This window comes from Paracoccus methylarcula (genome assembly GCF_003007735.2).
Classification (GTDB): Bacteria; Pseudomonadota; Alphaproteobacteria; order Rhodobacterales; family Rhodobacteraceae; genus Paracoccus; species Paracoccus methylarcula.
In genome coordinates, this window is the sequence record NZ_PXNQ02000001.1 from 343,149 (window position 1) to 368,912 (window position 25,764).

Consider the following 25,764-nt stretch of genomic DNA (forward strand, 5'->3'; position numbering starts at 1 on the left):
ATGACCGCAACCAGGCTTTTCGACCTTACCGGGCGCACGGCGCTGATCACCGGCTCGACCCGTGGGTTGGGCCGCGCCATTGCCGAGGGTATGGGGCAGGCGGGGGCGGCCCTGATCGTCAATGGCCGCGACCCGCAGGCGACCGAGGCGGCGGCGCAGGAATTGCGCGATGCGGGGCTGAGCGCCCGTGCCGCATCATTCGATGTCACCGACGAGGCTGCGGTCGAGGCGGCTTTCCACGAGCTGGATGCCGACGGGGTCGAGGTCGATATCCTGGTGAACAACGCGGGCATCCAGCATCGCCAGCCGATGGTCGAACTGAGCCTCGCCGATTGGCAGCGTGTCATCGACACCAACCTGACCAGCGCCTTCCTGCTTGGGCGCGAGGCGGCGCGGCGGATGATTCCGCGCAAGCGGGGCAAGATCATCAATATCGGCTCGCTGACCAGCGATCTGGCACGGGCAACGGTCACGCCCTATACGGTGGCCAAGGGCGGGATCAAGATGCTGACCAAGGGCATGGCCGCCGAATGGGGCGCGCATGGCATCCAGGCCAATGCCATCGGGCCGGGCTACATGCTGACTGACATGAACGAGGCGCTGGTCTCGAACCCGGAATTCGACGCATGGGTCAAGGGGCGCACCCCGGCGGGACGTTGGGGACGCCCCGACGAGTTGGTCGGCACCGCGATCTACCTGGCCTCGGATGCCTCGAATTATGTCAATGGCCAGTTGATCTTCGTCGATGGCGGGATGATCTCGGTCTTGTAGGCGCGCCGCTGGCAATGGCGTATTGCCGATAAAAACAGTTTGATATAGCGTCACCCGCGAAACGCCCATCGGGCAGGAGAGGCGGAGAGGCAGCGTGTCCCATATCAGACATCACCGTAGCACCGGGATCATACCACAGGCCTCGGGCGCGGCCGTGGCGGCGCTCAAGGCGCGGGCGGCGGCATGGGATGTGCCGCTGGTCGAGACGCCCGAACAGCTCAGCATGTTCGTTTGGGATTGCGAGTTGCGGCTGAAGATCGAAGCGGACAGCCTTCGGATCGATCTGAGCGGCCCCGAGGCGCGGCTCATCGGCATCCTGCGCGACAGCGCGACCGAGTTGTTCGCCGAGGTTGGGCTGAGCGCGAAATGGGATCAGCTCGATGTCGGCGCACTTGCCCCCGGCCTGTCGCTGATGCGGGTCGAGGCCGTCACTCCGCTGACGCCCGGTTTCATCCGCGTGCGGCTGTCGGGTGCCGATGCGCCGAGATTCGGTGAAAGAAGCCTGCATTTCCGCCTTCTGTTGCCTCCGGAGGGCCGTGTCCCCGTCTGGCCCCGGATCGCGGAGACCGGGCGCACCGCATGGCCCGAAGGCGAGGATGCGCTGCATCGCCCGGTCTATACGGTTGCCGCGCAATCCGGGAACTGGCTCGATTTCGATATCTTCCGGCACGAGAACAGCCCGACCTGCGATTGGGCCATGTCGAATCCGGTCGGCCAGGAGGTCGGCATTCTCGGTCCCGGCGGCGGCTGGTGCCCCGAAGCCGATCGCCTGTGGCTGTTCGGCGACGAGACCGCCTTGCCCGCGATCGCCCGGATGCTGGACCTTGCCCGGGGACAGGTGCGGGCGACCCTTTGCGTTCAGCCCGAGGACATGGGGGCGTTGGCTGGTGATGCCCGCGTTGGAAGGACGGATGACCTGCTGGCGGCGCTGTCCGGTTTGCCGGAACCGGGAGAGGGCGATTTCGTCTGGTTCGCCGGTCCCGCGGAACAGGTCCGTGCCGCGCGTAAGCATCTGTTGTCGCTTGGTGTGGCGAAGAAGGATTTCATGTCAGCCGCTTACTGGGGCTGAGGCGGAGGGGCGCTGCCCCCATCCGGCTATGCCGGATTCCCCCGGGATATTTTCGTGAAGAAGAAAATGCATGCCTTCAGGCCGCCAGCGCGGCATAGATGCCGCCTTGCGCGATCAGTTCGGCATGTGTGCCGATCTCGGCGATGCGGCCTTTCTTCATGACCACGATACGGTCGGCATTGCGGATCGTGCCGAGGCGATGGGCGATGATCAGCGTCGTGCGTCCGACTGCCAGTGCGTCCAGCGCGGACTGGATTTCGCGCTCGGTCTGGCTGTCCAATGCGCTGGTCGCCTCGTCCAGGATCAGGATCGGCGGGTTCTTCAGGAAGGCGCGGGCGATGGCGACACGCTGTTTCTGGCCTCCGGAGAGCATTACGCCACGTTCACCGACGATGGTCTCCAACCCCTCGGGCAGGGTCTCGATAAGCGAGGTCAGTAGCGCCTGCCGGGCGGCGTCGCGGATTTCCTGTTCCGAGGCGTTCAGGCGGCCATAGGCGATATTCTCGCGCAGCGTGCCGCCAAAGAGGAACACGTCCTGGCTGACCAGCCCGATCTGGCGGCGCAATCCTGTCAGTCGCATTTGCGGCAATTCGAGACCGTCGATGGAGATCCGCCCCTCGGTCGGGTCGTAGAAGCGGGGCAACAGCGCCAGCAATGTCGTCTTGCCCGCGCCCGACGGGCCGACGAAGGCGATGGTTTCACCGGCGCGGATCGTGAGGTCGATGTCTTGCAGGATCGGGCGCCTTCGTCATAGGCAAAACCGATCTTGTCGAAGCGGATGTCGCCTTTCAGCGCGGGCGCTTCGACCGCATCCGGCGCATCGGCGATTTCGGGCTCGGTCGCCAGCAATTCCTGGTAGCGGCGAAAGCCTGCGATGCCACGGGGATAGGTCTCGATCACGGCGGCGATCTTTTCCAACGGGCGGTAGAATACCCCGACCAGCAGCAGGAAGCCCACGAAGCCGCCGGTGCTGAGATCGCCCGACAGCACGAACCCCGCCCCCAGCACCATCACCACGACCTGCACCAGCCGCAGCCCGATATATTGCAGCGCCGACGAGGCGGCCATGACGCGATAGGCATCCAGCTTGGCCTGTCGGTAACGGGCATTGTCGCCCGCGAAAAGATGGTTTTCATGGGCCTCGTTGCCGAATGCCTGCACCACCCGGACGCCGCCGAGCGCCTCTTCCAGGCGGACGTTGAAATCGCCGACACGGGAATAGATCGCTCGCCATGTCCGGGTCATGCGACCGCCACAGACGATCACCAGCGCCAGCATCGCGGGCACGATCAGGGCCATGACCAGCGCCAGTTGCGGATGGATCCAGAACATCAGCAGGAAGGCGCCGACAAAGGTCATGATCGCGATGAAGGCGTCCTCGGGACCGTGATGGGCGACCTCGCCGATCTCTTCGAGATCGCGGGTGACGCGGGCGACCAGCTTGCCGGTCCGGGCGCGGTCATACCAGCGCCATGACAGGCGGGTCAGGTGGTCGAAGGCGCGGGCGCGCATCTCGGTCTCGATATTGATGCCCAGCTTGTGGCCCCAATAGATCACCACGGTCAGCAAACCGGCATTGATCGCGTAGAGCAGCAGCAACCCCGCCGCCGCGGCCAGCGTCAGCGTCCAATCGCCGCGCGGCAGGAGCACGTCGATGAAGCCGGTAATTGCCAGCGGGAAGGCAAGTTCGAACAGGCCCGACAGGACCGCGCAGCCGAAATCCAGCCAGAACAGGCCGAGCCATGGGCGATAATAGGCAAAGAACTTGCGCAGCATCCGGTTTCTTTCAGGCGGGGATCGCGACGGGCTGGCCGTCGGGCCGGGTCAGCACCTGCATAGGCAAGCCGTAGATGGCCTGCAATGCCTCGGGCCGCATCAGGTCCGAGGGGCTGCCCTGCATCGCCAGTCGGCCGCCCTTGAGCGCAACGATATGATCGCAGAAGCGTGCGGCCATGTTGACCTCGTGCAGCACGATCACCGCGCTGCGGCTCTGGGCGTGGCACATGCGGCGGACCAGCGCCAGCACCTCGACCTGGTGGGCGATGTCGAGCGCCGAGATGGGTTCGTCCAGCAGCAGGGTTCCGGCCTCTTGCGCGATCATCATGGCGAGCCACGCGCGTTGCCGCTCGCCCCCGGACAGGGTGTCCACCAGCCGGTCGGCGAAATCCGCCACGCCGCATTCGTTAAGCGCCCTTTCGACGGCGGCATGATCGGCGGGGCCGAAGCGGCCAAGCGCGCCATGCCATGGATAACGGCCAAGCGCGACCAGTTCCCGCACGGTCATGCCTTCGGCGGGCGGGGTGGTCTGCGGCAGGAAGGCGAGCCGCCGCGCGTAATCGCGGGAGGCCCAGTCTTCGAGTCTGCGGTTCTCGAAGGTGACGCGGCCCAAGGCTGGAATTTGCCGGGCCAGCACCTTGAGTAGCGTCGATTTGCCCGAGCCGTTATGCCCGATCAGCGCGACCATCTGCCCGGCGGGCAGTTGCAGGGTTATACCGTCCAGAAGGCGGCGAGTGGGGACCTCAACGGACAGGTTCTCGATCCCGAACAGCGTATGGGTCATGTTCTCGACCTCGTCATCAGCCAGATCAGCCATGGCGCCCCGATCAGGGACGCGAACAGGCCAAGCGGCAATTCATAGGGAAATCCGGCCATCCGGGCGCCGAAATCGGCGGCCAGCATCAGGATCGCGCCGATCAGCGCCGCGCCGGTGACGTGATCCGTGGCGCGGGCCAGCCCGATCCGGCGGGCCAGATGCGGGGCCATCAGCCCGACGAAGCTGAGCGGGCCGACCAGCATCGTCGCCGCGCCCGTGGCGATACCAGCCAGCCCGATCAGCGACAATCGCGCAAGGCGCAGGGGCAGGCCAAGACCGCCTGCGGTCTCCGCCCCCAGGGGCAGGGTCGCCAGCCAGCGCCGCGATGCCATCGCCATGATCCAGACCGACAGGGCCAGTGCCAGCAGCGGCAATGCTCCGCCCATGCCGATGGCCGAGGAAGAGCCGCTCAGCCAGCCGAGGATCATCCATGCCTGCGGACTGCCCGTTGCCATGATCGCCAGCAACACCGACGATGCCAGGGCCGAGACCGCGATTCCGGCCAGCAATACCCGCTCGGCGGGCATGTCGCGATGGCTGACGAAAGCGGCGACCAGCGCAAGCGACAATGCTGCGCCGGTCATCGCACCGGTGCTGAGCGCCGCCGCCGTCGGGGCGGCCAGCGCGAATGTGACGGCGGCATAGCCCAGAGATGCGCCTCCGGACACGCCCAGCACCTCGGGCGAGGCGAGCGGGTTTGCCGTCAGCCGTTGCAGCAACGCCCCTGCCAGCGCCAGTGCCGCCCCGGCCGAGGCTGCGGCGATCAGACGCGGCAGGCGCAGCGGCAGGAAGGCGTTGAAGCTGGACCAGTCCAGCACCGCCCATCCATCCGGCACGCGCCCGATCCAGACCAGCACCAGCGCGGCTGCGATCAGCAGCATCCCCAACCCGAGCAGGATCCGACGAGGGCGGGCAAGGCGCGGGGCGGGGCCTTCGGCGCGCTCTGTTCCCGGCGGTGTGGAGCCGCGCAGGCGTGGCAGCAGCCAGATCAGCAGCGGTCCGCCGATCAGACCGGTCAGGGCGCCGGTCGGGAACATCTCTCCGGTCGTACCAGCCACGGTCAGAACCAGCCCGTCGCAGACCGACAGGATCAACGCGCCGACCAGCGGCGACAGGGCAAGCAGCGGCCCGATCCCGCGTGCCCCCATCGTCCGCACCAGTGCCGGGGCGGCGAGGCCTACGAAGGCGATCAGCCCCAACTCGGCCGAGACGCAGGCCGCGATCCACACCGCAAGCGCCGCCGCCGCCAGCCGCACCAGCGCGACATTCATCCCAGCCCCGCAGCCCCCTCTGCCCCGAGCGACAGCACACGCAGGGGGCGTGCCAGCAGCGCCGCGCCAAGACCGCCAAGCACAAGAACCAGTGCCAGCGATTGCACGCCCGACCAGTCCTGCTGGACCAATGCGCCGCCGTTCCAGATCACCAGCGACAGCAGGTATTGCCCTTGGGCAAGCGTGACGGCGGTTGCGATGGCGCTGGCGGTCATGCCGACGAGCATCCCGGCGATGACCATGGTGACGGGGGCAAAGGCCCGCTGCGCTCCGATCAGCAGGACCAGTCCGGCGGCCAGCCCCGCCCCGGTCATGGCGACGGGCCAGCGCCCGACCTCCAGCAAATCGGGGGCGATGATCGTTGCCAGCACCAACGCCAATTGTGCCCCGGACGAGATGCCAAGCGTGGTGGGATCTGCCACCGGGTTACGCAGCACCGCCTGCAGGATTGCCCCCGACAACCCGAGCGCAGCCCCGGCCAGCAGCGCGATCATTCCGCGCGGCATCAGGCCGAACGCCAGCAGGATCTGCTGAAGGCTCATCCCGCCGGGCCGGAAGGGCAGGGCGGGCCATTCCGCCAAGGGCAACAGCCTGATGGCCGCCAGCCACCACAGGCCGAATGCCAGGAATGCCGCAAGCGGCAGCCATATGCGGATGCCGCGGCTCATATGTCGGTTGCCGGTCCGTCGCGAAATGCCTGCTCCAGCAGCCGGGCAAAGCGTAGCGCCGATGGAATCCCGCCAAAGGCATTCATATCGGGCAGCCTGTAAAGCCGTCCCTGCCTGACCGGCGGCAGGGCCCGCCACAAGACGCTGCGCGACAGCCCCCGCTGCGCCTCGGCGGGGATTTCTCCGATGATGACCAGCCGCGCCTCGGGCATTGTTGCCAGCCGCTCGATGGGCACCGGGGCCATGAAGCTGAACTTGGTTTCCCCGCTCCAGGCATTGCGCAGGCCAAGCCGGTTCAAGGTGCTGCCGAACAGGCTGTCGAAACCGAAGGCGCGCAGATGCCGGGCATCGCCGATATTGACCAGGCAGACGGGCCGGTCGGCGAACCCGGCCAGCTCCTTCGCGTGCCGGTCGAGCGTGGCTTCGGCATCGCTCCGGGCCTGCTTGCCTGCCTGCGGATCGTCCACCACTTCGGCGAGCGCATCCAGCGCGGCCAAGGTCTTGGGCAAGGGAGCTTCGCCGGGCGTATAGAAGGGCAGCGACAGGACCGGGGCCAGCGCCTTCAGCCGCCCTTCGTAATGGGTGTAATAGGGCGAACTCAGGATCAGGTCGGGGCGGGTGAGTTGCAGCAGTTCGTAATTCGGCGCCCCGCGCAGGCCCAGATCGACGACATCATCGGGGACCACCGGCTCGACCGCATCGGCGCGGAAGCGGATCAGTTCACAGGCCGCAACCGGCATATGCCCGATGGCGATGGCGGTTTCCAGCATCGCCCAATCGATTGCGGCCAGCCGGGGGCGCACTGACGCCGCCCGCAAAGGCAGGCCCGCCGCCAGCATCATGCCGGCGGCGGTCAGGAAGGCGCGACGATCAGGCCGCAGGGACACGGCCCGGCCTGTTACCACTTGTAGCTGACCTTGGCCGACACGGTGCGGCCCTCGCCATAAGAGCAGTAGGAGAAGCCGCAGCTTGCCACATAGGTCTCGTCGGTGAGGTTGCTGACATTCAGCGAAGTCTCGATATTGCCGCGGGTATAGCTTGCCGCGAGATCGACCAGTGTGACGCTGTCCAGTTCAATCGTATTCGCGGTGTCGGTGAAACGCGAGCCGATATAGCGCACACCCCCGCCGACACGCCAGCCGTTGCCGAAATCGCGGTCGAGCCAGATGCTGGCCAGATGCCGGGGGGCGTTTATCATGCATTGCCATGAGTGGCTTCGCCTTTGGCAACCTGTTCGGTCTTGTTATAGGCATAGCCGGCGCGCAGGTCCCAGCCATCTGCGATCTCGGCTGTGGCTTCCAGCTCGAAGCCACGGGATTTCACCTCGCCGATCTGTTGATAGCGGGTTGGGGTGGTCTTCGGGATGGCGTATTTCACGTTGGTCTGGCGCAGATCATAGACCGAGGCCGTGATCAGGCCGTCAAATACGGTTGGCTGATACTTGACGCCGATTTCCCACTGCCTGCCTTCGGTGGGCTTCAGCATGTTGCCGTCGAGATCGAGCCCGGTTTCAGGATCATAGGATGTCGCATAGCTGACATAGGGCATCACGCCATTCGCAAGGACATAGGACAGTCCGGCGCGGCCGGTCAGTTCGTTATCCTTGAACTCGGCGGGATTGCCGTATTGGCTGCCGGCCTGTTCGACCCAATCATAGCGAAGGCCAAATGACCCGCGCCAGTTGTTATAGGCAATCTCGTCCTGCACATACAGCCCGACCTGTTTGAAGGTGATGCTTCCGGCGCTCGGTTCTCCGGTGAAGACCGGAGCCGTGCCGTAATAGTCCGGATCGCGCCAGTTCAGATCAGAGGCGGAGCCGAAATGGCTGCTCTCGTCGGCTTCATATTTCAGCACGTCCACGCCGACCAGGATCTGGTGGGTGGCCTGGCCCGTCACCACCTCGCCGGACAGGCGGGTATCAAGGCTGATGGCGTCGCTTTCCTCGATCTGGTGGCTCGAGCCGCGGGTAAAGGCGTCGGGGTTACCCTCGACCATGCTTCCGGCATAGGTGCCCTTGTATTCCCAGTCCAGTTTTTCGTAGCGGAAGCCCTGGCTGAGCGTCCAGCCATTGTCCAGCTCATGACTGACCTCAACGCCGAGGTTCCACATCGTGCGGTCGCTGTCATCCCAGTTCTTCTGGCCGGTATAAAGCTCGCGCAGATAGTCGTGATCTACATCGGGGTTCTGCGCCAGTGCGACTGGTACACCCGTTGGCGAAATGGGTGAATCATTCGTGTAGGATGCGAGGAAGTCGATCGTGGTCCCATCGCCGGGATTCCAGCGGGCTGCACCGGCGAGATAACCCCGCTTGTTGGTCAGATCCTCGATCTGGGTGCTGTCGTCGCGGGTAATGCCGGTCAGGCGCCAGGACAGATCCTCCGTGACGGTGCGGTTGACGTCAAAAAACAGCTGCGCGCTCTGATTGCTGTCATAGCCGATACCGACTTCTCCGAAATCGGTCGATTGCGCACGTTTCTGCACCTGGTTGATGATCCCGGCGGGGGAGCCGGCGCCATACAGGGACGAGGATGGACCACGCAGAACCTCGACCTGCTGCATGCCATAGGTTTCATATGACAGCGCCCCGAAATAACGGAACTGCCGAAGCCCGTTCACATATTGCGCGCTCTCGGCCGAAAAGCCCCGGAAGGTGGGGTTGTTGAAGCGAGGGTCTTCGCCGAAGGGTTGGCCCAGCACACCCGAGGTGTATGACAGGGCCTGCCCCAGGTTCTCGGCCCCCTGATCCCTGATCTGCTGGTTGGTCACGACCGAAACGCTTTGCTGGGTTTCCGCCAGCGGCGTGTCGGACTTCGTTGCAATCTGCCCGTAGCTGGCGACATAACCCTCGGACGCGGCGGCCGTATCGGTGGTTGCCGTCAGGACGATCGGGTCCAGGACGATGACATTCTGATCGTCCTGCGCCAGTGCTGCCGTGGCAAGGGCGATACTGCTGACGCCGGCAAGGCGGAGGATACGGAAGCTGGGAGACATACGGGACCTGCCTGAAGGAAGAGGAACTGATATGCCGACAAATCGACTAAAACACTAAGGAATGTCAAATCGATCAGCCAAGTTTTCCGGTTCGCGGCCCGGGATATTCACTGATTGTGACCGAATCACAACGATCGGTCCGGCAGGATCGCGATCCCTGGGCCGGATCAAGGATAGGTTATCTCGGCATGCCTGGTCTCGACATCGCGGCCATCCCGCCTATCTGTCGCCGGAGCGGGATAGGGAAGACAGAGACGTGACAATCGCCAATCCAGAGGGATCACTGGGTCCCGCATTGTATTTCCGCAGCCATGCCGACGGAATCACGCGGCTGGCCGCCTTGGTCATTCGTCCTCATGGCATGGAGGCTCCGGGCGGATTGCGGGCCGGGAACACAGTGTTCGAAGCCACCCTGCTGGCCGAACCGGCCGGGATCTCGGTCTGGCGCTACGATTTCCAGCTTGGCCCCGATGACGACGGTTATGAGTTCGAGGGCCGTTTCCACCCCGTCAATACCGATGTGACCGGCGATATGCGGATCGCGTTCGTTTCCTGCAATGGCGAGGAAGAGGGCGATCTGGAACGTGATGGTGCAGAACGCAACGCCATGTGGGCGCGCCTTGCCGCCCAGCATGAGGCGGCGCCCTTTGCCTTGATGCTGCAGGGGGGTGACCAGATCTATGCCGATGAGGTCACAAGGGGCCATCCGTTGAGCGATGACTGGCCCGACAGGGTCCCGCGCGATGCTTCTGCGTCGGAAATCGAGGAATTGCGCCATTACCTGCGTGAGCGCTTTGTGCGCCGCTATCTCGAGGTGATGGGAGCGGCGGAATATGCCGGGCTGGCGGCCTCGGTTCCCAGCCTGTCGGTCTGGGACGATCACGATATCTGCGATGGCTGGGGATCGCTCAAGGATAACCGGACCAATTCCGCCGTGGGGCGGGCCTTGTTCCAATCCGCGCGTGAAATGTATCTGCTGTTCCAGCATGCCGCGACCGAGGCGGATATCCCCGATCTCTTCATGGATCAGCAGGGCGCCAGCCTGGGCTGGTGGCGAAGCTTGCCGGGCCTGACGATCATCGCGCCGGATCTGCGCTCGGAACGTACGCGCCACCGGGTCATGGGAGAGGCGGGATGGCACGGTCTGCGCCAGGTCCGGCCGGTCGAGGGGCAGGTCATGCTGGTCTCCAGCGTGCCGTTGCTCGGTCCCCGCCTCTCGCTGGTCGAGATGCTGATGATGGCGATCCCCCGCATGCAGCATTACGAGGACGATCTGCGCGACCAGTGGCAGAGCCGCGCCCATCGCGCCGAATGGCGCGAGATGCTGCGCGAGGTGCTGAAACTGCGCCAGGCCGGTCCGCTCACGGTGATCTCGGGCGAGATTCACCTGGCGACACGGGCCGAAATGGGCGTGGGGGAAGAGCATATCCACCAGCTGGTGGCCTCGGGCATCTCGCACCGTGCTCCGCCCAAGGGCTATGCGAAGGGCTTGGGCTGGCTGGCCGGGTTGGGCGAGGGGCCGTTGCCGGATCGTCAGATTCGCATCCTGCCGCTGCCGGGGCAAAGGCAGCGCTATGTCGCCGAACGGAATTTCCTGGTGCTGGAGCGGCAAGGCGGGGCCTGGCAAGCCGTCTGGCACCTGGAAGAAAGCGGCCCGACGCCGCCATTGCCGATATCGGACTGATCCAACCCGTGACCTGTTGCGCGTTGCAAGGGCCGGGGCAGCGCAGTCTAGCTATGTTCCTCGGCGGCGGTTTCGGCCAATGCCTGGTTCAGTGCGCGCAGGGCGTCGATATGATACACGACGCCGATGATCTCGGGACCCGGAAGATCGCTTGCCGCTTCCCCGGTCTCCGAAGGTTCCGGAGGGCGGATCACCGGCAGGAAGGCCGCTCCGGTCCGGTCGAATTCACGCAGCGCCTGGTCGAACCTGGTCCCTTCGGTCAGTGCCTGGCCGGCGGCCAGCAGGTTGCGGGTCAGGTCGGGCGATGGGGTGTTCTCGGCATCCATCGGGCGAATGATGGCGGTTATGCGCATCTTATGCGGCAGCCATACCTGCGGCCCCTCGGCGACATGGACATGGCGGTTTTCAAGCTGCGTCAGGAAGAACGAGCGATGCACCAGCCGTGACGCGAGGGCGGAACTGAGCGATATGGCGGTCATCACCGCAATGCCGGTTTGCCAGTCCCCGGTCATTTCGAATACGATCAGGGCAGTCGAGATCGGTGCACCCAGGATCGCCGCTCCGACAGCGCCCATGCCCGCGAAAGCATAGAGATTGACCGAGCCCGAGACATCGGGCAGCACCGCCGTCGCGACGATGCCGAAGGCCAGCCCGGTCAGCGATCCCATGACCAGCGCGGGTGAGAATATGCCGCCACCCATCCGCCCGCCAAAGGTGATCGCCACGGCGATGGCCTTGACCACGGCAAAGATGATCGCGGCGGCGAACCCGATCTGGCCTGCCAGCGCCGCCGCCGTGGTCTCGTAGCCGACGCCGATGATATGCGGGAAGGGGATGGCGATCAGCCCGAGCAGCAATCCGGCGATGGCCGGGCGCGACCAGCGCGGCCAGCCGATCCGGCCCATGACCCGGTCACCGATCTTCTCGGCCCGGAAGATCGCCTTCATCATCGCCGCCGCCACCAGTGCCGAGACGAGGCCCAGCAGCATGAAGGCGGGCAATTCGACATAGAATGCGAGGCCGATTTCCTGCTGCAGATCGAATTCGGTCAGCCCGCCGAATTGCAGGCGGTTGATCACGGTTCCCGCCACGGCAGAGATGGCGATGGGCGCGAATGCGTGCAGGGCGAAATGGCGCAGCACCACCTCATGCGCGAAAAGTGCACCGGCGATGGGAGCGTTGAAGCTGGCGGCGACCGCGCCCGCGACGGCGCAGCCCAGCAGGTCGCGGCCGGTCATCGGGCTGGCCTTGATACGCCCGGCGATGGCGGTCGAAATCACCCCGGCCAGATGCACCACCGGTCCCTCGCGGCCGGAACTGCCGCCCGTTCCGAGGGTGATCAGCGAGGCCGCCGCCGATGCCAGCCCCTCGCGCGTTTCGACCCGCCCGCCTTCCAGCGCCGCGCCTTCGATGACATCGGCCACGGCGCGGACGCGTCCGTCGGGGGTGAAGCGATCCAGGATCAGCCCCACGATCAACCCGCCGGTCACTGGCACGATCAGCACCCAGTACCAGGGAAGCCGCTCGGCCATGGTGGCCAGGGTCAGGTCGTCGGCACCGTAGACGAGATGCTCCAACGCGCTGATACTCAGGCGAAATCCCAGGGCAGCAAAGCCAGCCGCGATACCGATCAGCAGCGCCAGCAGCCAGAACTGTATCTGGCTTGGCCCATTGTCGCGCATGATACGAACCGCCCGGCAGCAATGACCGTGAAGGCCCTGCCAGCCTGATGCAAACCATCTATGCAAGTTGTCACCACTTACAGGGGGCATATCACTCATTCCGCTTTCACAGTAATTTTCCGATAGTTCCAGCGGATCACAAATCCCATGCCCGGTCGAGCATTTCGGGTATAGTTTTATGTAGTTTCTCAAATCCCCCGGGCCGCCAGCCCATCGCCGTGAGCCGGTCGCATTTCAGGACCCGCAGCGTCGCGGTATCCGCGCGCGGAGGCAGGGGCGAGGTGCTGCCGGTCACGCGCCGGACCTCTGCCAGCAGGTCATGCCGGTCAAGCACCAGGTCGCTGGCATTCACGCTGGACGGCGGCGCCTTCTGCCCCAGCAAAAGCAGCATCGCATCGGCAAGATCACCGCCATGCAGCTCGGTTCCGACACGCGGGGTGATTGTCCTGCCGGCGAGGTAATCCGCAAACAGGTCGCGCCATTTATGCGCGGGCCCGGGGCCATAGATGCCGGTGGCCCGGATCGAGGTGCCATGCAGGCCAAGGCTGCGCAGATGCTCTTCGGCCCTGGCCTTGACCTCGCCATAGAGATTTGCCGGGCGGGTGGGCAAATCCTCGGTCAGTTCGATATCCGGGGGATGGCCGTCGTGAACGGCGCGGGATGAGAGAAACAGGATGCGCCCCACACCGGAACCCGCCGCGGCATCGAACAGCCGGATCGTGCCGTCCAGATTCGCCCGGCGGAAAGTTTCGGGATCGTCTCCTTCGCCGCCGCGATAGCGGCCGGGTCGATGGGCGAAGGCGCAATGGATCAACGCGTCATGCCCCGACAGGTCGGGGGCATGGCCAAGCATGTAGCCGCCGCGGCGATCAAGGACCGTGACCTCATGTCCGGCAGACCGCGCGGCCCGCAATGCGAAGCCGCCGACGATCCCGCCCGCACCGGTCAGGGCGATCCGCATCACGCGGCGGGACGGGCCTGGGCGGAGAGATCCGGGACCGGCTTGCCGGAGGCGATGGCGCGCCAAAGCTCGATCAGGGGGCGCAGCAAATGCAGCTTGTCGTGATCCTGCCAAGGTTTCTCATATTGGAAATGGAGGATGCGGATATCGTCCCAGCTCCACAATTCGGGCATGTTGAACCAGACATATTGCAGCATGTTGTGATGGATCGACAGCCCGTGCCAGTCGGGGAAGTAATCCTGCAGGAAGGTCTGGTCGGTCCTGCGCCAGAAGACTCCCGGCTGGTCCAGCCGCGCCAGCATGTCGCGATAGGTGCGGATATCGGGACGGGCGGTGAATACGCCGGAATTCATCCTGTGGAACCCGTCCAGCCCGTCATAGACATTGGGCGCGGCGCAGAACTCCGGCAGTTCGAACAGCTTGTCGACCGGGCGCAGGACCACGGCATCGGCGTCGATGAAGACGCAGCGCTCGTAATCGAGCTGCCACAGGCGCAGCTTGACGAAATTGTCCAGCGGGGTGTGAAAATCGGGTTTTCCGCCACGGGTGAAGGCGGCGCGCTTGTGCAAGGCGTCGCGGGCATGCGTGGCGTCGAAAGCACCGGATGTCGGCAGCAATTCGGCGGCGATCAGCCGCGCGCCATGCCCCCGCAGCCGTGCCAGATGCGCCGGGGAAAGGCCCCGATGCATCACCACCAGGTCGGCCCTTGTCCCGGTCAGTCTCAGGGATCGCAGCAAGGCCTCGGCCCCGGGCAGGTAGTCGGGATTGCTGACCAATGTCACATAGGCATGATCGGACTGCCGGGCCGTCTCGGCGACAAGGCCCTCGGGCAATGCCCGGCTTGCATCCTGCGACCGGGTCGGGCGAAAAGAAGAAATGCGGGTGGTATCCATATAGAACTGCGTCCTGCCTTCGATCCTGCAAATGCGAGCGCCATGCTATGGCAATTCCGTGACCAGTAAATGACAGAAGATATGGGGGTTTGCCAAGTTTGATGATGCGGCTAACCTCCCGGCGACAAGCGGAGGATTGCCGATGACATTGCCACCCGATCTCGTTCAGCAGCTGGAAAAGCTTTTGGGCCCGCGCCTGTCGCAGGGCGCTGCCGATCGCGATCACCACGCGGAATCGGCGAGCTTTCACCGCGCGCCGCCTCCCGATGCGGTCGTCTGGCCCGAGAGCGCCGAGGAGGTGTCCGAAATCGTCCGGGCCTGCGCGGATGCGGGCGTGCCGGTTATCCCATGGGGCACCGGAACCTCGCTGGAGGGTCATGCGCTGGCGACGCGGGGCGGTGTGACCATCGACCTGACCCGGATGGACAAGGTCACCGATATCCGGGCCGAGGACATGCAGGCCAGCGTCCAGCCCGGCGTCACCCGCGAGGCGCTGAATACCGAGTTGCGGGCGACCGGCCTGTTCTTCCCCGTCGATCCCGGCGCCAATGCCAGTCTTGGCGGCATGGCCGCGACGCGTGCCAGCGGCACCGCCGCAGTGCGCTATGGCACCATGCGGGACAATGTCCTGGGGTTGCAGGTGGTGCTTGCGGACGGGCGCATCATCCGCACCGGCACGCGGGCGGCGAAAACCAGCGCCGGATACGACCTGACCGGGCTGTTCGTGGGCTCGGAAGGCACCCTCGGCATCATCACCGAACTGACCCTGCGCCTGCATGGTCAGCCCGAGGATGTGGCGGCGGCGGTCTGCGCCTTCGACAGCCTGGAACACGCGGTCGAATGCGTCAACGCAACGATCCAGTCGGGAATCCCGATGGCGCGGATCGAGTTCGTCGATGCCGTCGCCGCCCGGGCCTTCAATCTTTATGCCGGCACGACCCTGCCCGAGACCCCGCATCTGATGGTGGAATTCCACGGCTCGCCCTCTGCCGTGCGCGAGGACGCCGAACGGTTCGGCGAACTGGCGCGCGAGTTCGGAGCCCAGGGCTTTGATTGGGCTACCTCTCCCGAGGACCGCACCCGGTTGTGGCGTATGCGGCACGGAGCCTATCACGCCTGCCTTATCCTGCGCCCCGGCGCGACCGGTGTCGTCACCGATGTCTGCGTGCCGATGTCGCATCTGCCCGCAGCGGTGGCCGCCGCCGCCGAGGATATCCGCGAAGCCGGGCTGATCGGGCCGATCGTCGGCCATGTCGGGGACGGCAATTTCCATTCGCAACTGCTGGTCGAGCCGGGCAACGAGGCCGAGATCACGGCGGCCAAGCGCATCGCCACCCGCATGGCCGAGCGCGCATTGGCAGTCGGGGGCACGATCACCGGCGAACATGGCATCGGCATCGGCAAGCGCCCGCTCATGGCGGCGGAACATGGCGAAGGCTGGCAGGTGATGGGAGCGATCAAGGCCGCTCTGGACCCCGGCAATATCCTGAACCCCGGAAAACTGGTCCCGGACCGCAACTGACGCTTTCGTGACCGTCACGGCCCGGTGACTTTATCTCACGGGTTTGCGATAACGGACAAAAGCCGCGGCAAACGCGGCAGGGTAAACGAGGCAGGAGCGAGGGCAGCAATGCGCCATTTTACCAAGGTACTACTGGGTCTCATGCTGGTATTGGCAGTGGCCTGTGCAAGGACGCCGTCAGGCGGCAGATATGGTGCGCCGGGGCCGGGCGCCAATCCGCAGCTTGGCGACAGTGCGCCGCATGACTGGGGCTGGGGGCATCCCTACAAGCATCAGGTGCATGGCATCGACATCTCCCGTTGGCAGGGCGATATCGACTGGCGGCGGGTGCGTGGTGCGGGAATCAGCTTTGCCTTCATCAAATCGACCGAAGGCGGCGATCATATCGACCCCAATTTCCATCGCTACTGGCGCGAGGCCGCCGGTGCACGGATCCCCCGTGGCGCCTATCACTATTATTACTTCTGCCGCAGCGGGGCGGAACAGGCGCGCTGGTTCATCCGCAATGTCCCGCGCGAGCGCGGTTCGCTGCCGCCGGTGCTGGATATCGAATGGACCCATTCCAAGACCTGCCCGCGCCGTCCCCCGGCATCCGAGGTCAAGCGCGAGGCGTCGATCTTCCTCGATATCGTCGGACGCCATTACGGGCAGAGGCCGATCGTCTATACCACCGTCGATTTCTATCGCGACAACAGGCTGGGCGATTTGCGGGCTGAATTCTGGTTGCGTTCGGTCGCCGACCACCCAAGTAAGGTCTATCCGGGTCAGCGTTGGGGCTTCTGGCAATATACTGGCACCGGAACCGTTCCCGGCATTCGGGGGAATGTCGATCTGAACGCCTTTGCAGGCTCTGCTGCGGATTGGTCGCGATGGTTGCAGACACGTCTGACGCGGTAAGACCGCGTTTCTGGCTGATGGCCGAGTTCGCGGCGCTCTATATCGGGGCGCCGCTGGCCATCGCCTTGTTCCTGCCGCCGCAGCGGATGTTCACCGCCCTGTTCGTCTTCAGCGTCGCAGGTCTGCTGCTGCTTTGGCGGACGGGCGGCTTCCGCTGGCGTAACCTTGCCCGTGGCCGGCGCATCCCGTGGTGGGAGGTGCTGGGCATCGCCCTTGCCACGCTGGTCTCGGGCATTGCTATCCTGTCACTGGTCCGTCCCGATGCGCTATTCGCGATCCTGAGGACGAACCCGGGCTTTCTGGCGGTCATCTGGTGTTTTTACCCGCTTCTGTCGGCATTGCCGCAAGACTGATCTTTCGCCCGCTGTTCTTTCACCGCTACGGCTCGCTTTTGCCCGAGGGGCGGGGCGCAATCGCGATCAATGCGCTGATCTTTTCCTTCGCGCATCTGATGTACTGGTCCTGGGTCGTGGCGGCGATGACCTTCGTCGGCGGTTGGATATTCGCCCGCGCCTATCTGCGCCACGGCTTTCCCGCCGCATGGATTTTGCATGCGGTCGCCGGAAATCTGCTGTTCGCGGTGGGCATGGGCTATTATTTCTGGTCCAGCAATGTCGTCCGGCCCTTCTGACCGGTTGACTTCCCGGCTTTCAGGCGGTTCATGCGGGTGCTGAACAACCTGAGGATCGATCATGCACGCCTATCGCAGCCATAACTGCGGCGATCTGACTGCCGCCAATGCCGGGGAAACCGTCCGCCTGTCGGGATGGGTGCACCGCGTTCGCGATCATGGGGGCGTGTTGTTCGTCGATCTGCGCGACCATTACGGCATGACCCAGGTGCTGGCCGACAGCGACAGCCCCGCCTTCGCCGCGATGGAGCGGTTGCGGGCCGAGACCGTCATCCGCATCGACGGCAAGGTAAAACTGCGCGACGCTTCGCTGGTCAATCCCAAGCTGCCCACCGGCGAGATCGAGGTCTACGCGGTGGAGCTCGAGGTGCTCGGCCCCGCCGAGGAATTGCCGCTGCCGGTCTTCGGCGATCAGGAATATCCCGAGGAAACGCGGCTGGCCTATCGGTTCCTCGACCTGCGCCGCGAAAGCCTGCATGACAATATCATGCTGCGCTCCAAGGTGATCCGCAGCTTGCGCAACCGCATGTGGGACCAGGATTTCAACGAATTCCAGACCCCGATCATCACCGCCTCCAGCCCCGAGGGCGCGCGCGACTTCCTGGTGCCGTCGCGGCTGCATCCGGGCAGGTTCTATGCGCTGCCGCAAGCCCCGCAGCAGTTCAAGCAGCTCATCATGGTGGCGGGCTTCGACAAGTATTTCCAGATCGCCCCCTGCTTCCGCGACGAGGATCCCCGCGCCGACCGCTCGCCCACCGATTTCTACCAGCTCGACCTCGAAATGTCTTTCGTCGAGCAGGAGGATGTCTTTGCCGCCATCCAGCCGGTCATCCAGGGCCTGTTCGAGGAATTCGGCAACGGGCGCCCGGTCGATGCCGACTGGCCGCGCATTCCCTTTGCCGAGGCGATGCTGAAATATGGCAGCGACAAGCCCGACCTGCGTAACCCGATCGAGATGCAGGTCGTGTCCGAGCATTTCCGTGGCTCGGGCTTTGCGATCTTCGCCAAACTTCTGGAACAGGACGGCACCGAGATCCGCGCCATTCCTGCGCCCACAGGTGGCAGCCGTAAATTCGCCGACCGGATGAATGCATTCGCGCAGCAACAAGGCCTGCCCGGCATGGGCTATATCTTCTGGCGCAAGGGCGAGGATGGCCAGACAGAGGCCGCCGGTCCGATTGCGAAAAACATCGGTCCCGAACGTACCGAGGCGATCCGCCAACAGCTTGGGCTGGGTGAAGGCGACGCGGCATTCTTCCTTGGCGGCAAGCCGGAAAGTTTCGAGGCGGTGGCTGGCCGTGCCCGCAACGAGATCGGCCGCGAATTGGGGCTGACCGACGAGAACCAGTTCAAATTCGCCTGGATCGTCGATTTCCCGATGTATGAGAAGACCGACGAGGGCAAGATCGATTTCAGCCATAACCCGTTCTCCATGCCGCAGGGCGGGATGGAGGCGCTTGAGGGCGATCCGCTGGCGATCAAGGGTTATCAATACGATCTTGCCTGCAACGGCTACGAGCTGGTCTCGGGCGCGATCCGGAATCACAAGCCGGAAATCATGTTCAAGGCCTTTGAACTGGCTGGCTACCCGGCCTCGGAGGTCGAGAGCCGCTTTGGCGGCATGGTCAAGGCGTTCCGATATGGCGCGCTCCGCATGGCGGTTGTGCGGCGGGGATCGATCGGATCGTGATGCTTTTGGCAGATGAGGCCAATATCCGCGAAGTCATCATGTTCCCGATGAACCAGCGTGCCGAGGACCTGATGATGGGCGCTCCGAGCGAGCCTACGAATGAGCAGCTGCGCGAATTGCGGCTGCGGGTGCTGCCGCAAGAGTGAATGAGAGGGGCGGAATGAGCGGGATGGGAAAAACGCTTTCGGATTTCACGTCACCGCCCGCTCCGGATGTCCCGGACATCGATGGGATCTGGGTGCGGCTGGAACGGCTTGATCCCGAACGCCATGCCGAGCCGATCTTCAACGCGGTGCGGGATGCCGATCATGTCTGGGATTACCTGCCCAACGGCCCCTTTCCCGATCTCGAAGCCTATCGCGATTGGCAGGCACAGGTGGCCGCGCCGTCCGACCCCTGCTTTTACGCCATCATGGATCCGCAGACCGGACAGGCGGCGGGCGTGGCGTCCTTCATACGCATCGACCGTGCCAATGGCGTGATCGAGATCGGCAATATCATGCTGAGCCCGGCCCTGCAGCGCAGTCGGACCGCCAGCGCCGCCCTGATGGCGATGATCCGTTGGGCCTTCGAGGCCGGCTATCGCCGGGTCGAGTGGAAATGCAATGCGCTGAACGCTCCTTCCCGCCGCGCGGCGCTCCGCTTCGGTTTCCGGTTCGAGGGCGAGTTCCGGCAACATATGATCGTGAAGGGCCGCAACCGCGATACGGCGTGGTTCTCGATCATCGATGATGAATGGCCCGCCCTGGACGCTGCCTATAGGCAATGGCTGGCGGCCTCGAATTTCGACGCCGAGGGGCGGCAGCTGCGGAACCTGTCCTCGCTGACCGAACAGGCGCTGCCGGGGCGTAGGGATGATCCAGGCCGGCGGTGAGCGTGCCGGGCGGTTCTAATGTCCTGCGGTCCGGGTGAGCCTGTCCTGCACCATGCCGCTGATTCGCGCCAGATCGGTCGCGACCGCACGATCTGCCCGGTGATCTTCGACCAATGCGGTGGCCGCCGCTTCCAGGGCTTCGTCATGTGCCGACCGGGCAATGCCTTCCAGGAAGCGGGCGATATAGGCGATCCGGGACGTGTCGGTGATGCCGGAGATAATATCCGCCACATGGGCCAGATCTTCGCGCAGGGAAGCAGCGTCGGGCATGATCAGGTCATTGGGAACGGCGATCGGGCTCCACCGCCGCATATTCGCGGGCAGGACCGACAGGATTGCCTGCTGAAAGATCGCGAGATTTTCCAGCGGCTTCGACAAAAAACCGTCCGCACCCGCTGCGATGACCTCTTCGCGTGATCCCGGATCGCCGGAAAGGCCGATGATCACCGGAAGCCGGGGGGTGGCCCTGGCAAGATAGCGGATCAGTTCGGTGCCATCGCCATCGGGCAGGCCGAGATCGATGATCGCCACGTCGGGGCGATAGCTCAGCAGATGCCGATTGGCCGAACGAAGACAATCCGCCCGCCGCATGCGCGCGCCCGAACGCATGCAGAGAAGCCGCAAGGCTTCGCTCGAATAGCGCGAATCCTCCACCGCAAGCACGGTCAATCCGGCGAGTGGGCGTTCAGGCCGTGCCACGATCCGCATCGGCAAGGGAGGCCCGGGTTCCGTCGTGACTACTGATATCATATCTTTCACCCCGCGATTCTCTGGAAACAGGACCAGCTTGCTTGCGGGGTGCTAACGCCAGGTTAATCGTTCCGGTTTTGCTTTCACTCCGGCCGCGCAGGGCCTAGAAACACGGGCAAACGGAGGTTGATATGATCGGACGCCTGAACCATGTTGCCATCGCCGTGCCCGACCTGCAGGCGGCGGCGGCCCAGTATCGAGATACGCTCGGGGCGACCGTCCGCCCTCCGCAGGACGAGCCCGATCACGGTGTGACCGTCGTTTTCATAGAGCTTCCCAATACCAAGATCGAGTTGCTCCATCCCCTGGGCGATGACAGCCCGATCAAGGGTTTTCTCGAGAAGAACCCGTCAGGCGGCATCCATCACATGTGTTACGAGGTCGAGGACATTCTTGCCGCACGGGGCAGGCTCGAAGCTGAGGGCGCGCGGGTCCTGGGCAATGGCGAGCCCAAGATCGGCGCGCATGGCAAGCCGGTGCTGTTCCTGCATCCCAAGGATTTCAATGGCTGCCTGATCGAGTTGGAGCAGATCTGATGAACCTGACAGGCGGAATCGTCCTATACGCGGTCTTGTGGTTCCTGACATTGTTCATCGTCGTGCTGATCGGGCAGAGATCGCAGGCCGATGCCGGTGAGGTCGTTCCCGGCACGCCGGCGGGTGCCCCTGCGGATTTCGTGATCGGGCCCAAGCTGATCTGGACGACGGTGATTGCCGGCGTGATCTGGGCCGTCATTGCCTGGGTGATCCTGGGCGGCGTCATCGGCCGCGAGGAACTGGAGCGCTTTGACCTGATCTTCCGCGGATAAGGTGGAACAGATGGGTGAAGGCCGCGGCGGCAAGAAGCGGCCCAATGATATTCACCACCGGCACCGTCAACAGCACCGCGATCAGCGCCCCTGCCAGGGTGATCCTGCCGCTGTTCTGCTTGCGCAGGGCGGTGGCCTGCGGTCCCTGCAGATGCCGCCTTGCGGCCATCTGGAAGAACTCCCTTCCCAGCAGCCAGCCATTTGCACCGTAAAACAGGATCGGCGCGAGCGGCCCCAGAAAGGGCGTCAGCGCCAGCGACAGGATCGCCACGCCGATCATGGCAACCATCAGGGCCAGCGTTTCCAGCAACCCGTCCAGGAAATCCATCGGCTGGCCCCGGGCCGCCGGATAATGGATATCTTCGACCGCCTCTGACACGCGTTCAGCGAAAATGCCGCAGAAACCGGCGGCAACCGGAGCCATCAGGAAAAAGCCCATCAGCGGAAACAGCGCCAGCGAACTCCACGACAGCGCATTGCCGATATCGATCGCGCCGATCCAGGGCAGGGTGAGACTGCCGGGGGTGAACAGCCGGATCAGCCAGAATGCTCCGGCTTGCAAGGCGATGAACAGCCCGATGGTCAACCCGATCCCCAGCAGCACCAGCGAAAGGATGCGCGGGCGCAGCAAGTCGCCCCATGCACGGAACAAAGCGGTGGTAAGGGTCATTCCAGCCAGCTCGTCTTGGCCGCGATATCGGGGCGGGGGCGTTCCGGCGGCTGACTGCCCCGCGTGCCGATATGAACCAGCCCGGCCACCCGCTCACCATCCCGCAGGCCCAGATGGGTGCGCGCGAAATTCTCGTTCGTCGCTGCGAAACCCGTCAGCCATGCCGCGCCCCAGCCCGAGGCGAGCGCGGCGTTCACCAGGCCCAGGCAGACCGCGCCGGCGGACAGGACCTGCTCCCATCGCGGGATCTTCGCGCTTTCCACGGGTGAGGAGATCACCGCGACGATCACCGGGGAGGCAAAGGCCGAAGCGGCCTTTTCCGCTGCTGCCATGTCCTGTCCTTCGGCCAGCACCTCTTGCCGCAGGACTGGCTGCAAACGATCCAGCGTCGCACGGCCAAGCACGACGAAACGCCAGGGCTCCAGCTTGCCGTGATCAGGTGCCCGGGCAGCCAGCGTGAGCAGTTCCGACAGTTGGTCGCGGTCGGGCGCAGGTTCGTTCAGCAGCTTTGGCGGATGCGAGCGGCGCGCGGTCAGAAATTCCAGCGCCGCCTCGTTGCGGTATTCCATGAAACTCTCCTTTGGCGGGCCACAGATAGGGAGGCGAAGGCGGTTTTCCCAGAGCCCGTGCGGCGATGCAAGCTGTAAGGGATTGCAGGTATACGGGTGGGGCGGCATTCTGGGCGGCATGATCGATCTCAGCCATCTTGCCCGTGAAGGCGCCGAAATCCGGTTGCGGGTGACACCCAGGGCTCGGCGCAATGCGATCAGCCTCGATGAGGATACGATCCGCGTCCATGTGACGGCTCCGCCCGAGGATGGAAAGGCGAATGCCGCGGTTGTCAAGCTGCTCGCGAAATCGATGGGAGTGGCGAAATCGCGGTTGACGCTTTTGCGGGGAGCCACCTCGCGCGACAAGGTATTCCGGTTGGATTAATCTTCTTTTTCTATGCGATAGTTCCCTTCCGGTAGGTTCAGCGCCAGCCGTAATTCGGCAAGCTGATGCATCGTGAAGGTGATCCGGGTGACCTCTTTGCCATCGGGATTCATCTGTTCGACGACCACCCGGTCATCGAATGTCAGGATCACCACATCCTCGTTCAGCGGGCGGGTATGCGGCTCGGTTTCGTCTATGAGGGTTATGACCGTGGCGTCGAACTCGTGCTCGATGGTGAACATCTTGGCCTCCTTGATTCCGCCGACAATCGCGTGAAACAGGGGGGCGGACAAGGGGTGGGGCTTGCGCGGCAACAGTGTCGGGATAAAGTGGCAATCACGCGATGGGTAATCGCGTCAAACGAGACGAGGGAACAAGGCGGGATGAGCAGAACTCCGGGAAAATCGCAGATAGCGGCATTGGTTCTGGCAGGGATGGCCGCCCTGTCCGCTTGCGCACCGCTCCCACCCGCAGGGCAGACGGCGCCGCAGCCGGTCGCGGCGCAGCCCGCCCCGGCGACGAATATCAGCTCTCCCGACGCGGCCGCCCGTACCTTTGTCAGCGTGATGCGCAGGATGGAACCGGCGGTCGAACGCGAATGCCTGCAGCGGCGTACGCAGCCGATCAATTGCGATTTCCAGTTTGTCGTCGATGATCGGCCGGGGCTTGAACCGAACGCCTTCCAGACCATCGATAACAATGGCCGCCCGATCATCGGCTTCACCCTTTCCCTGATCGCCGCAACCCGCAACGCGGATGAGATCGCCTTTGTCGTCGGGCATGAAGCCAGCCATCACATCCTGAACCACCTGGATCGCAAGGCGGGTGCGGCCACGGCGGGCGCGGTGATCCTGGGAAGCATTGCCTCGGTCTATGGCAGCAACGAATCGGCAATCGCGACGGCGCAGAAGATCGGCGCCTCGGTCGGGGCGAGCTATTATTCCAAGGAGTGGGAGCTTCAGGCGGATTATCTGGGCGCGGTCATTACGCTGAACGCCGGCTTTGATCCAAGGAACGGTGCCCGCTTCTTCGAACGGCTGCCCGATCCGGGGAACCGCGTGCTTGGCAGCCATCCTCCCAGGGCCGCGAGGCTTGCTCAGGTTGAACGGGCGATCGCGGATGTGCGTAGCGGAAAAACCCGCTGAACCGCCAGTTTTTACATTCTACTGTCCCCGGAACACGCTGTTCCGAGCGACGGGTGTGTCGCCCGTGAGGTGACGTCGGGTAACTCAATTCTTCTTTAGGTTGTGTTCGCGCCTTTCATCTCCTATCTGCTGCGCTCAGGACGGCGGGGCGCGTGACCGCCCCGATATTCGGTTTTTGTTAAGCGCTCTTTCAGATCCGGCATGCTAGTGGTGATCGCGGGGAATGCGCGAGTAACCCGCTCGCCGGATGGCGGGCGCAGAAAGAAGGAATGCCAATGATCGGCGTGGTCATCTGGGACAGGGAAGAGAGTGAACGTGCCGTGATCTGGTGTGAGGATCAGGCATCGCTGGCCTATCTCGAAGGGCGCGGGCAGTTGCGGGATCCCTCTTACTGGCCCCGCCCCGGCGATCTGGTCGAACTCGAGAATGAACTCGTCGGCACAACACGTCACGCCCGGCGCGTTTCACATGTCCCGCAAGAGAAGGGCACGACGGTCCCCCGGGAATTGCGATGCCCCTATGATCCCAATTGCACGAGTGTTGCCTTTCCGGTCTGCGACTATACCTGTCCGCCCTGCAAGACGCGCTGCGGGTAAGTCCGCGTTTTCGGCGACAACGGGAACCGTCCTCGCCGAAATTCGTTTCAGATGCCCCGCGCCAGGGCTGCGACCCCGGTCCGGGCCAGATCGGACAATCCAAGCGGGCGCATCAGCTCGGCAAAGGCGTCCAGTTTCGAAGGTGTCCCGACAAGCTCGAAGACAAAGCTCTCAAGTGTCGAATCGACGACATTGGCGCGAAAAATCTCGGCGATCCGCAGCGCTTCGACCCGCTTGTCGCCCTGACCGCAGACCTTGAACAGTCCCAGCTCACGCTCGACCGCGGGGCCTTCGACAGTCAGGTCATGCACCTCATGCACCGGCACGATCCGCCCAAGCTGGGCCTTGATCTGCTCGATCACCGCGGGGGTGCCGCTGGTGACCATCGTGATCCGGGATTGATGCCCGGTATGATCCACCTCGGCCACGGTCAGGCTGTCGATATTGTAACCGCGCCCGGAAAACAGCCCGATCACGCGGGCCAGCACGCCGGGTTCGTTCTCGACCAGCACGGCCAGCGTATGGCTCTCCTCGACCTGCGCATTCGGATCGCGCAGATCATAGGCCGAATGACTCGACGCGCCCTTCTGGATGTTCAACGCATTCATGATTCGCCCCTGTTCTTCTTCATGTAAATATCCCGGGGGTGCGGGGGGCTGGCC

25 protein-coding genes and 3 pseudogenes are annotated in these 25,764 nt (G+C 64.3%); 14 read left to right on the forward strand and 14 right to left on the reverse strand.

Features of this window, described 5'->3' with window-relative positions; genetic code table 11:
- Together A7A09_RS01565 and A7A09_RS01570 are read left to right on the forward strand one after the other, a co-directional pair.
- Positions 1-771, forward strand: coding sequence for an SDR family oxidoreductase (locus tag A7A09_RS01565; protein ID WP_106689679.1), 771 nt, complete (start codon positions 1-3; stop codon positions 769-771).
- Between the two features lie 94 nt (positions 772-865).
- Positions 866-1,840 carry a siderophore-interacting protein gene (locus A7A09_RS01570; RefSeq protein ID WP_106689681.1) on the forward strand — a complete coding sequence of 325 codons (975 nt, stop codon included), beginning with the start codon at positions 866-868 and terminating at the stop codon, positions 1,838-1,840.
- Positions 1,841-1,916: 76 nt separating this feature from the next.
- Here A7A09_RS01570 and A7A09_RS01575 read toward each other — a convergent pair.
- The 6 genes and pseudogenes from A7A09_RS01575 to A7A09_RS01595 form a co-directional block, all read right to left on the reverse strand.
- Positions 1,917-3,616: pseudogene (locus A7A09_RS01575) on the reverse strand (ABC transporter ATP-binding protein).
- A gap of 10 nt (positions 3,617-3,626) precedes the next feature.
- Entirely contained in the window at positions 3,627-4,433 is an 807-nt protein-coding gene (locus tag A7A09_RS01580; RefSeq protein ID WP_436277767.1) for an ABC transporter ATP-binding protein, read from the reverse strand.
- Positions 4,397-6,372, reverse strand: a pseudogene (gene fhuB / locus A7A09_RS01585) (Fe(3+)-hydroxamate ABC transporter permease FhuB). Before fhuB ends, A7A09_RS01580 begins: the two are co-directional and overlap by 37 nt.
- Positions 6,369-7,277, reverse strand: a complete 909-nt coding sequence (locus A7A09_RS01590) for an ABC transporter substrate-binding protein (protein WP_106689683.1) — start codon at positions 7,275-7,277, stop codon at positions 6,369-6,371. The pseudogene fhuB and the gene A7A09_RS01590 overlap by 4 nt, the downstream one beginning before the upstream one ends.
- Complete coding sequence (locus A7A09_RS21745; RefSeq protein WP_281277323.1) at positions 7,271-7,570, reverse strand: TonB-dependent receptor domain-containing protein; 300 nt, start codon at positions 7,568-7,570, stop codon at positions 7,271-7,273. The genes A7A09_RS01590 and A7A09_RS21745 overlap by 7 nt, the downstream gene beginning before the upstream one ends.
- Entirely contained in the window at positions 7,567-9,363 is a 1,797-nt protein-coding gene (locus A7A09_RS01595; RefSeq protein ID WP_281277324.1) for a TonB-dependent siderophore receptor, read from the reverse strand. The genes A7A09_RS21745 and A7A09_RS01595 overlap by 4 nt, the downstream gene beginning before the upstream one ends.
- 256 nt (positions 9,364-9,619) lie before the next feature.
- Here A7A09_RS01595 and A7A09_RS01600 point away from each other — a divergent pair, with 256 nt between their 5' ends.
- Positions 9,620-11,047 (forward strand): alkaline phosphatase D family protein, encoded by a 1,428-nt coding sequence (locus tag A7A09_RS01600; protein WP_245999071.1) that lies wholly within the window; start codon positions 9,620-9,622, stop codon positions 11,045-11,047.
- 47 nt (positions 11,048-11,094) lie between these two features.
- Here the strand turns inward: A7A09_RS01600 and A7A09_RS01605 are convergent, their stop codons facing one another.
- The 3 genes from A7A09_RS01605 to A7A09_RS01615 form a co-directional block, all read right to left on the reverse strand.
- Positions 11,095-12,729, reverse strand: coding sequence for a chloride channel protein (locus tag A7A09_RS01605; RefSeq protein WP_245999072.1), 1,635 nt, complete (start codon positions 12,727-12,729; stop codon positions 11,095-11,097).
- A 136-nt stretch (positions 12,730-12,865) separates the two neighbouring features.
- On the reverse strand, positions 12,866-13,690 hold the full coding sequence (locus A7A09_RS01610) for an NAD-dependent epimerase/dehydratase family protein (protein WP_106689685.1): 825 nt from the start codon (positions 13,688-13,690) through the stop codon (positions 12,866-12,868).
- The gene (locus tag A7A09_RS01615; protein ID WP_245999073.1) at positions 13,690-14,583 is read right to left on the reverse strand and encodes a glycosyltransferase; all 894 of its coding nucleotides are present in this window, start codon (positions 14,581-14,583) and stop codon (positions 13,690-13,692) included. Before A7A09_RS01615 ends, A7A09_RS01610 begins: the two co-directional genes overlap by 1 nt.
- 142 nt (positions 14,584-14,725) lie before the next feature.
- On the opposite strand from A7A09_RS01615, the gene A7A09_RS01620 reads away from it, so the two are divergent.
- From A7A09_RS01620 to A7A09_RS01640, 6 genes and pseudogenes are all read left to right on the forward strand, one after another.
- Positions 14,726-16,105: an FAD-binding oxidoreductase gene (locus A7A09_RS01620; protein WP_106689687.1), complete on the forward strand. Its 1,380-nt coding sequence runs from the start codon at positions 14,726-14,728 to the stop codon at positions 16,103-16,105.
- 108 nt (positions 16,106-16,213) lie between these two features.
- A complete protein-coding gene (locus tag A7A09_RS01625) occupies positions 16,214-17,002 on the forward strand; it encodes a glycoside hydrolase family 25 protein (RefSeq protein WP_106689689.1) in 789 nt (262 codons plus the stop codon).
- Positions 16,975-17,355 (forward strand): hypothetical protein, encoded by a 381-nt coding sequence (locus tag A7A09_RS21250; protein WP_245999074.1) that lies wholly within the window; start codon positions 16,975-16,977, stop codon positions 17,353-17,355. The genes A7A09_RS01625 and A7A09_RS21250 overlap by 28 nt, the downstream gene beginning before the upstream one ends.
- Complete coding sequence (locus tag A7A09_RS21255) at positions 17,316-17,633, forward strand: CPBP family glutamic-type intramembrane protease (RefSeq protein ID WP_245999076.1); 318 nt, start codon at positions 17,316-17,318, stop codon at positions 17,631-17,633. The genes A7A09_RS21250 and A7A09_RS21255 overlap by 40 nt, the downstream gene beginning before the upstream one ends.
- Before the next feature lie 61 nt (positions 17,634-17,694).
- Positions 17,695-19,469: pseudogene (gene aspS, locus A7A09_RS01635) on the forward strand (aspartate--tRNA ligase).
- A gap of 14 nt (positions 19,470-19,483) precedes the next feature.
- Positions 19,484-20,197, forward strand: a complete 714-nt coding sequence (locus A7A09_RS01640) for a GNAT family N-acetyltransferase (RefSeq protein WP_106689691.1) — start codon at positions 19,484-19,486, stop codon at positions 20,195-20,197.
- Between the two features lie 15 nt (positions 20,198-20,212).
- On the opposite strand, the gene A7A09_RS01645 is transcribed toward A7A09_RS01640, so the two are convergent.
- Positions 20,213-20,905, reverse strand: coding sequence for a response regulator (locus A7A09_RS01645; protein ID WP_106689693.1), 693 nt, complete (start codon positions 20,903-20,905; stop codon positions 20,213-20,215).
- 173 nt (positions 20,906-21,078) lie between these two features.
- Between A7A09_RS01645 and mce the strand changes: the two genes are divergently transcribed.
- Positions 21,079-21,483 (forward strand): methylmalonyl-CoA epimerase, encoded by a 405-nt coding sequence (mce, locus tag A7A09_RS01650; protein ID WP_106689695.1) that lies wholly within the window; start codon positions 21,079-21,081, stop codon positions 21,481-21,483.
- Entirely contained in the window at positions 21,483-21,755 is a 273-nt protein-coding gene (locus A7A09_RS01655) for a DUF1467 family protein (protein WP_106689697.1), read from the forward strand. Before mce ends, A7A09_RS01655 begins: the two co-directional genes overlap by 1 nt.
- On the opposite strand, the gene A7A09_RS01660 is transcribed toward A7A09_RS01655, so the two are convergent.
- Entirely contained in the window at positions 21,706-22,425 is a 720-nt protein-coding gene (locus tag A7A09_RS01660; RefSeq protein ID WP_106689699.1) for an EI24 domain-containing protein, read from the reverse strand. The two genes, A7A09_RS01655 and A7A09_RS01660, sit on opposite strands and share 50 nt — an antisense overlap.
- A complete protein-coding gene (locus A7A09_RS01665; protein WP_106689701.1) occupies positions 22,422-22,994 on the reverse strand; it encodes a nitroreductase family protein in 573 nt (190 codons plus the stop codon). The genes A7A09_RS01660 and A7A09_RS01665 overlap by 4 nt, the downstream gene beginning before the upstream one ends.
- 118 nt (positions 22,995-23,112) lie before the next feature.
- On the opposite strand from A7A09_RS01665, the gene A7A09_RS01670 reads away from it, so the two are divergent.
- Positions 23,113-23,361 (forward strand): DUF167 domain-containing protein, encoded by a 249-nt coding sequence (locus A7A09_RS01670; protein WP_106689702.1) that lies wholly within the window; start codon positions 23,113-23,115, stop codon positions 23,359-23,361.
- Here A7A09_RS01670 and A7A09_RS01675 read toward each other — a convergent pair.
- Positions 23,358-23,603 carry a DUF8831 family protein gene (locus tag A7A09_RS01675; RefSeq protein ID WP_106690029.1) on the reverse strand — a complete coding sequence of 82 codons (246 nt, stop codon included), beginning with the start codon at positions 23,601-23,603 and terminating at the stop codon, positions 23,358-23,360. The genes A7A09_RS01670 and A7A09_RS01675 overlap by 4 nt on opposite strands.
- A gap of 141 nt (positions 23,604-23,744) precedes the next feature.
- Here A7A09_RS01675 and A7A09_RS01680 point away from each other — a divergent pair, with 141 nt between their 5' ends.
- Together A7A09_RS01680 and A7A09_RS01685 are read left to right on the forward strand one after the other, a co-directional pair.
- A complete protein-coding gene (locus A7A09_RS01680) occupies positions 23,745-24,506 on the forward strand; it encodes a M48 family metalloprotease (RefSeq protein WP_106689704.1) in 762 nt (253 codons plus the stop codon).
- A 269-nt stretch (positions 24,507-24,775) separates the two neighbouring features.
- Complete coding sequence (locus tag A7A09_RS01685; RefSeq protein WP_148043601.1) at positions 24,776-25,102, forward strand: hypothetical protein; 327 nt, start codon at positions 24,776-24,778, stop codon at positions 25,100-25,102.
- A 47-nt stretch (positions 25,103-25,149) separates the two neighbouring features.
- Here A7A09_RS01685 and ilvN read toward each other — a convergent pair whose 3' ends face one another.
- Entirely contained in the window at positions 25,150-25,710 is a 561-nt protein-coding gene (gene ilvN, locus A7A09_RS01690; protein ID WP_106689708.1) for an acetolactate synthase small subunit, read from the reverse strand.
- Between the last annotated feature and the right edge of the window lie 54 nt (positions 25,711-25,764).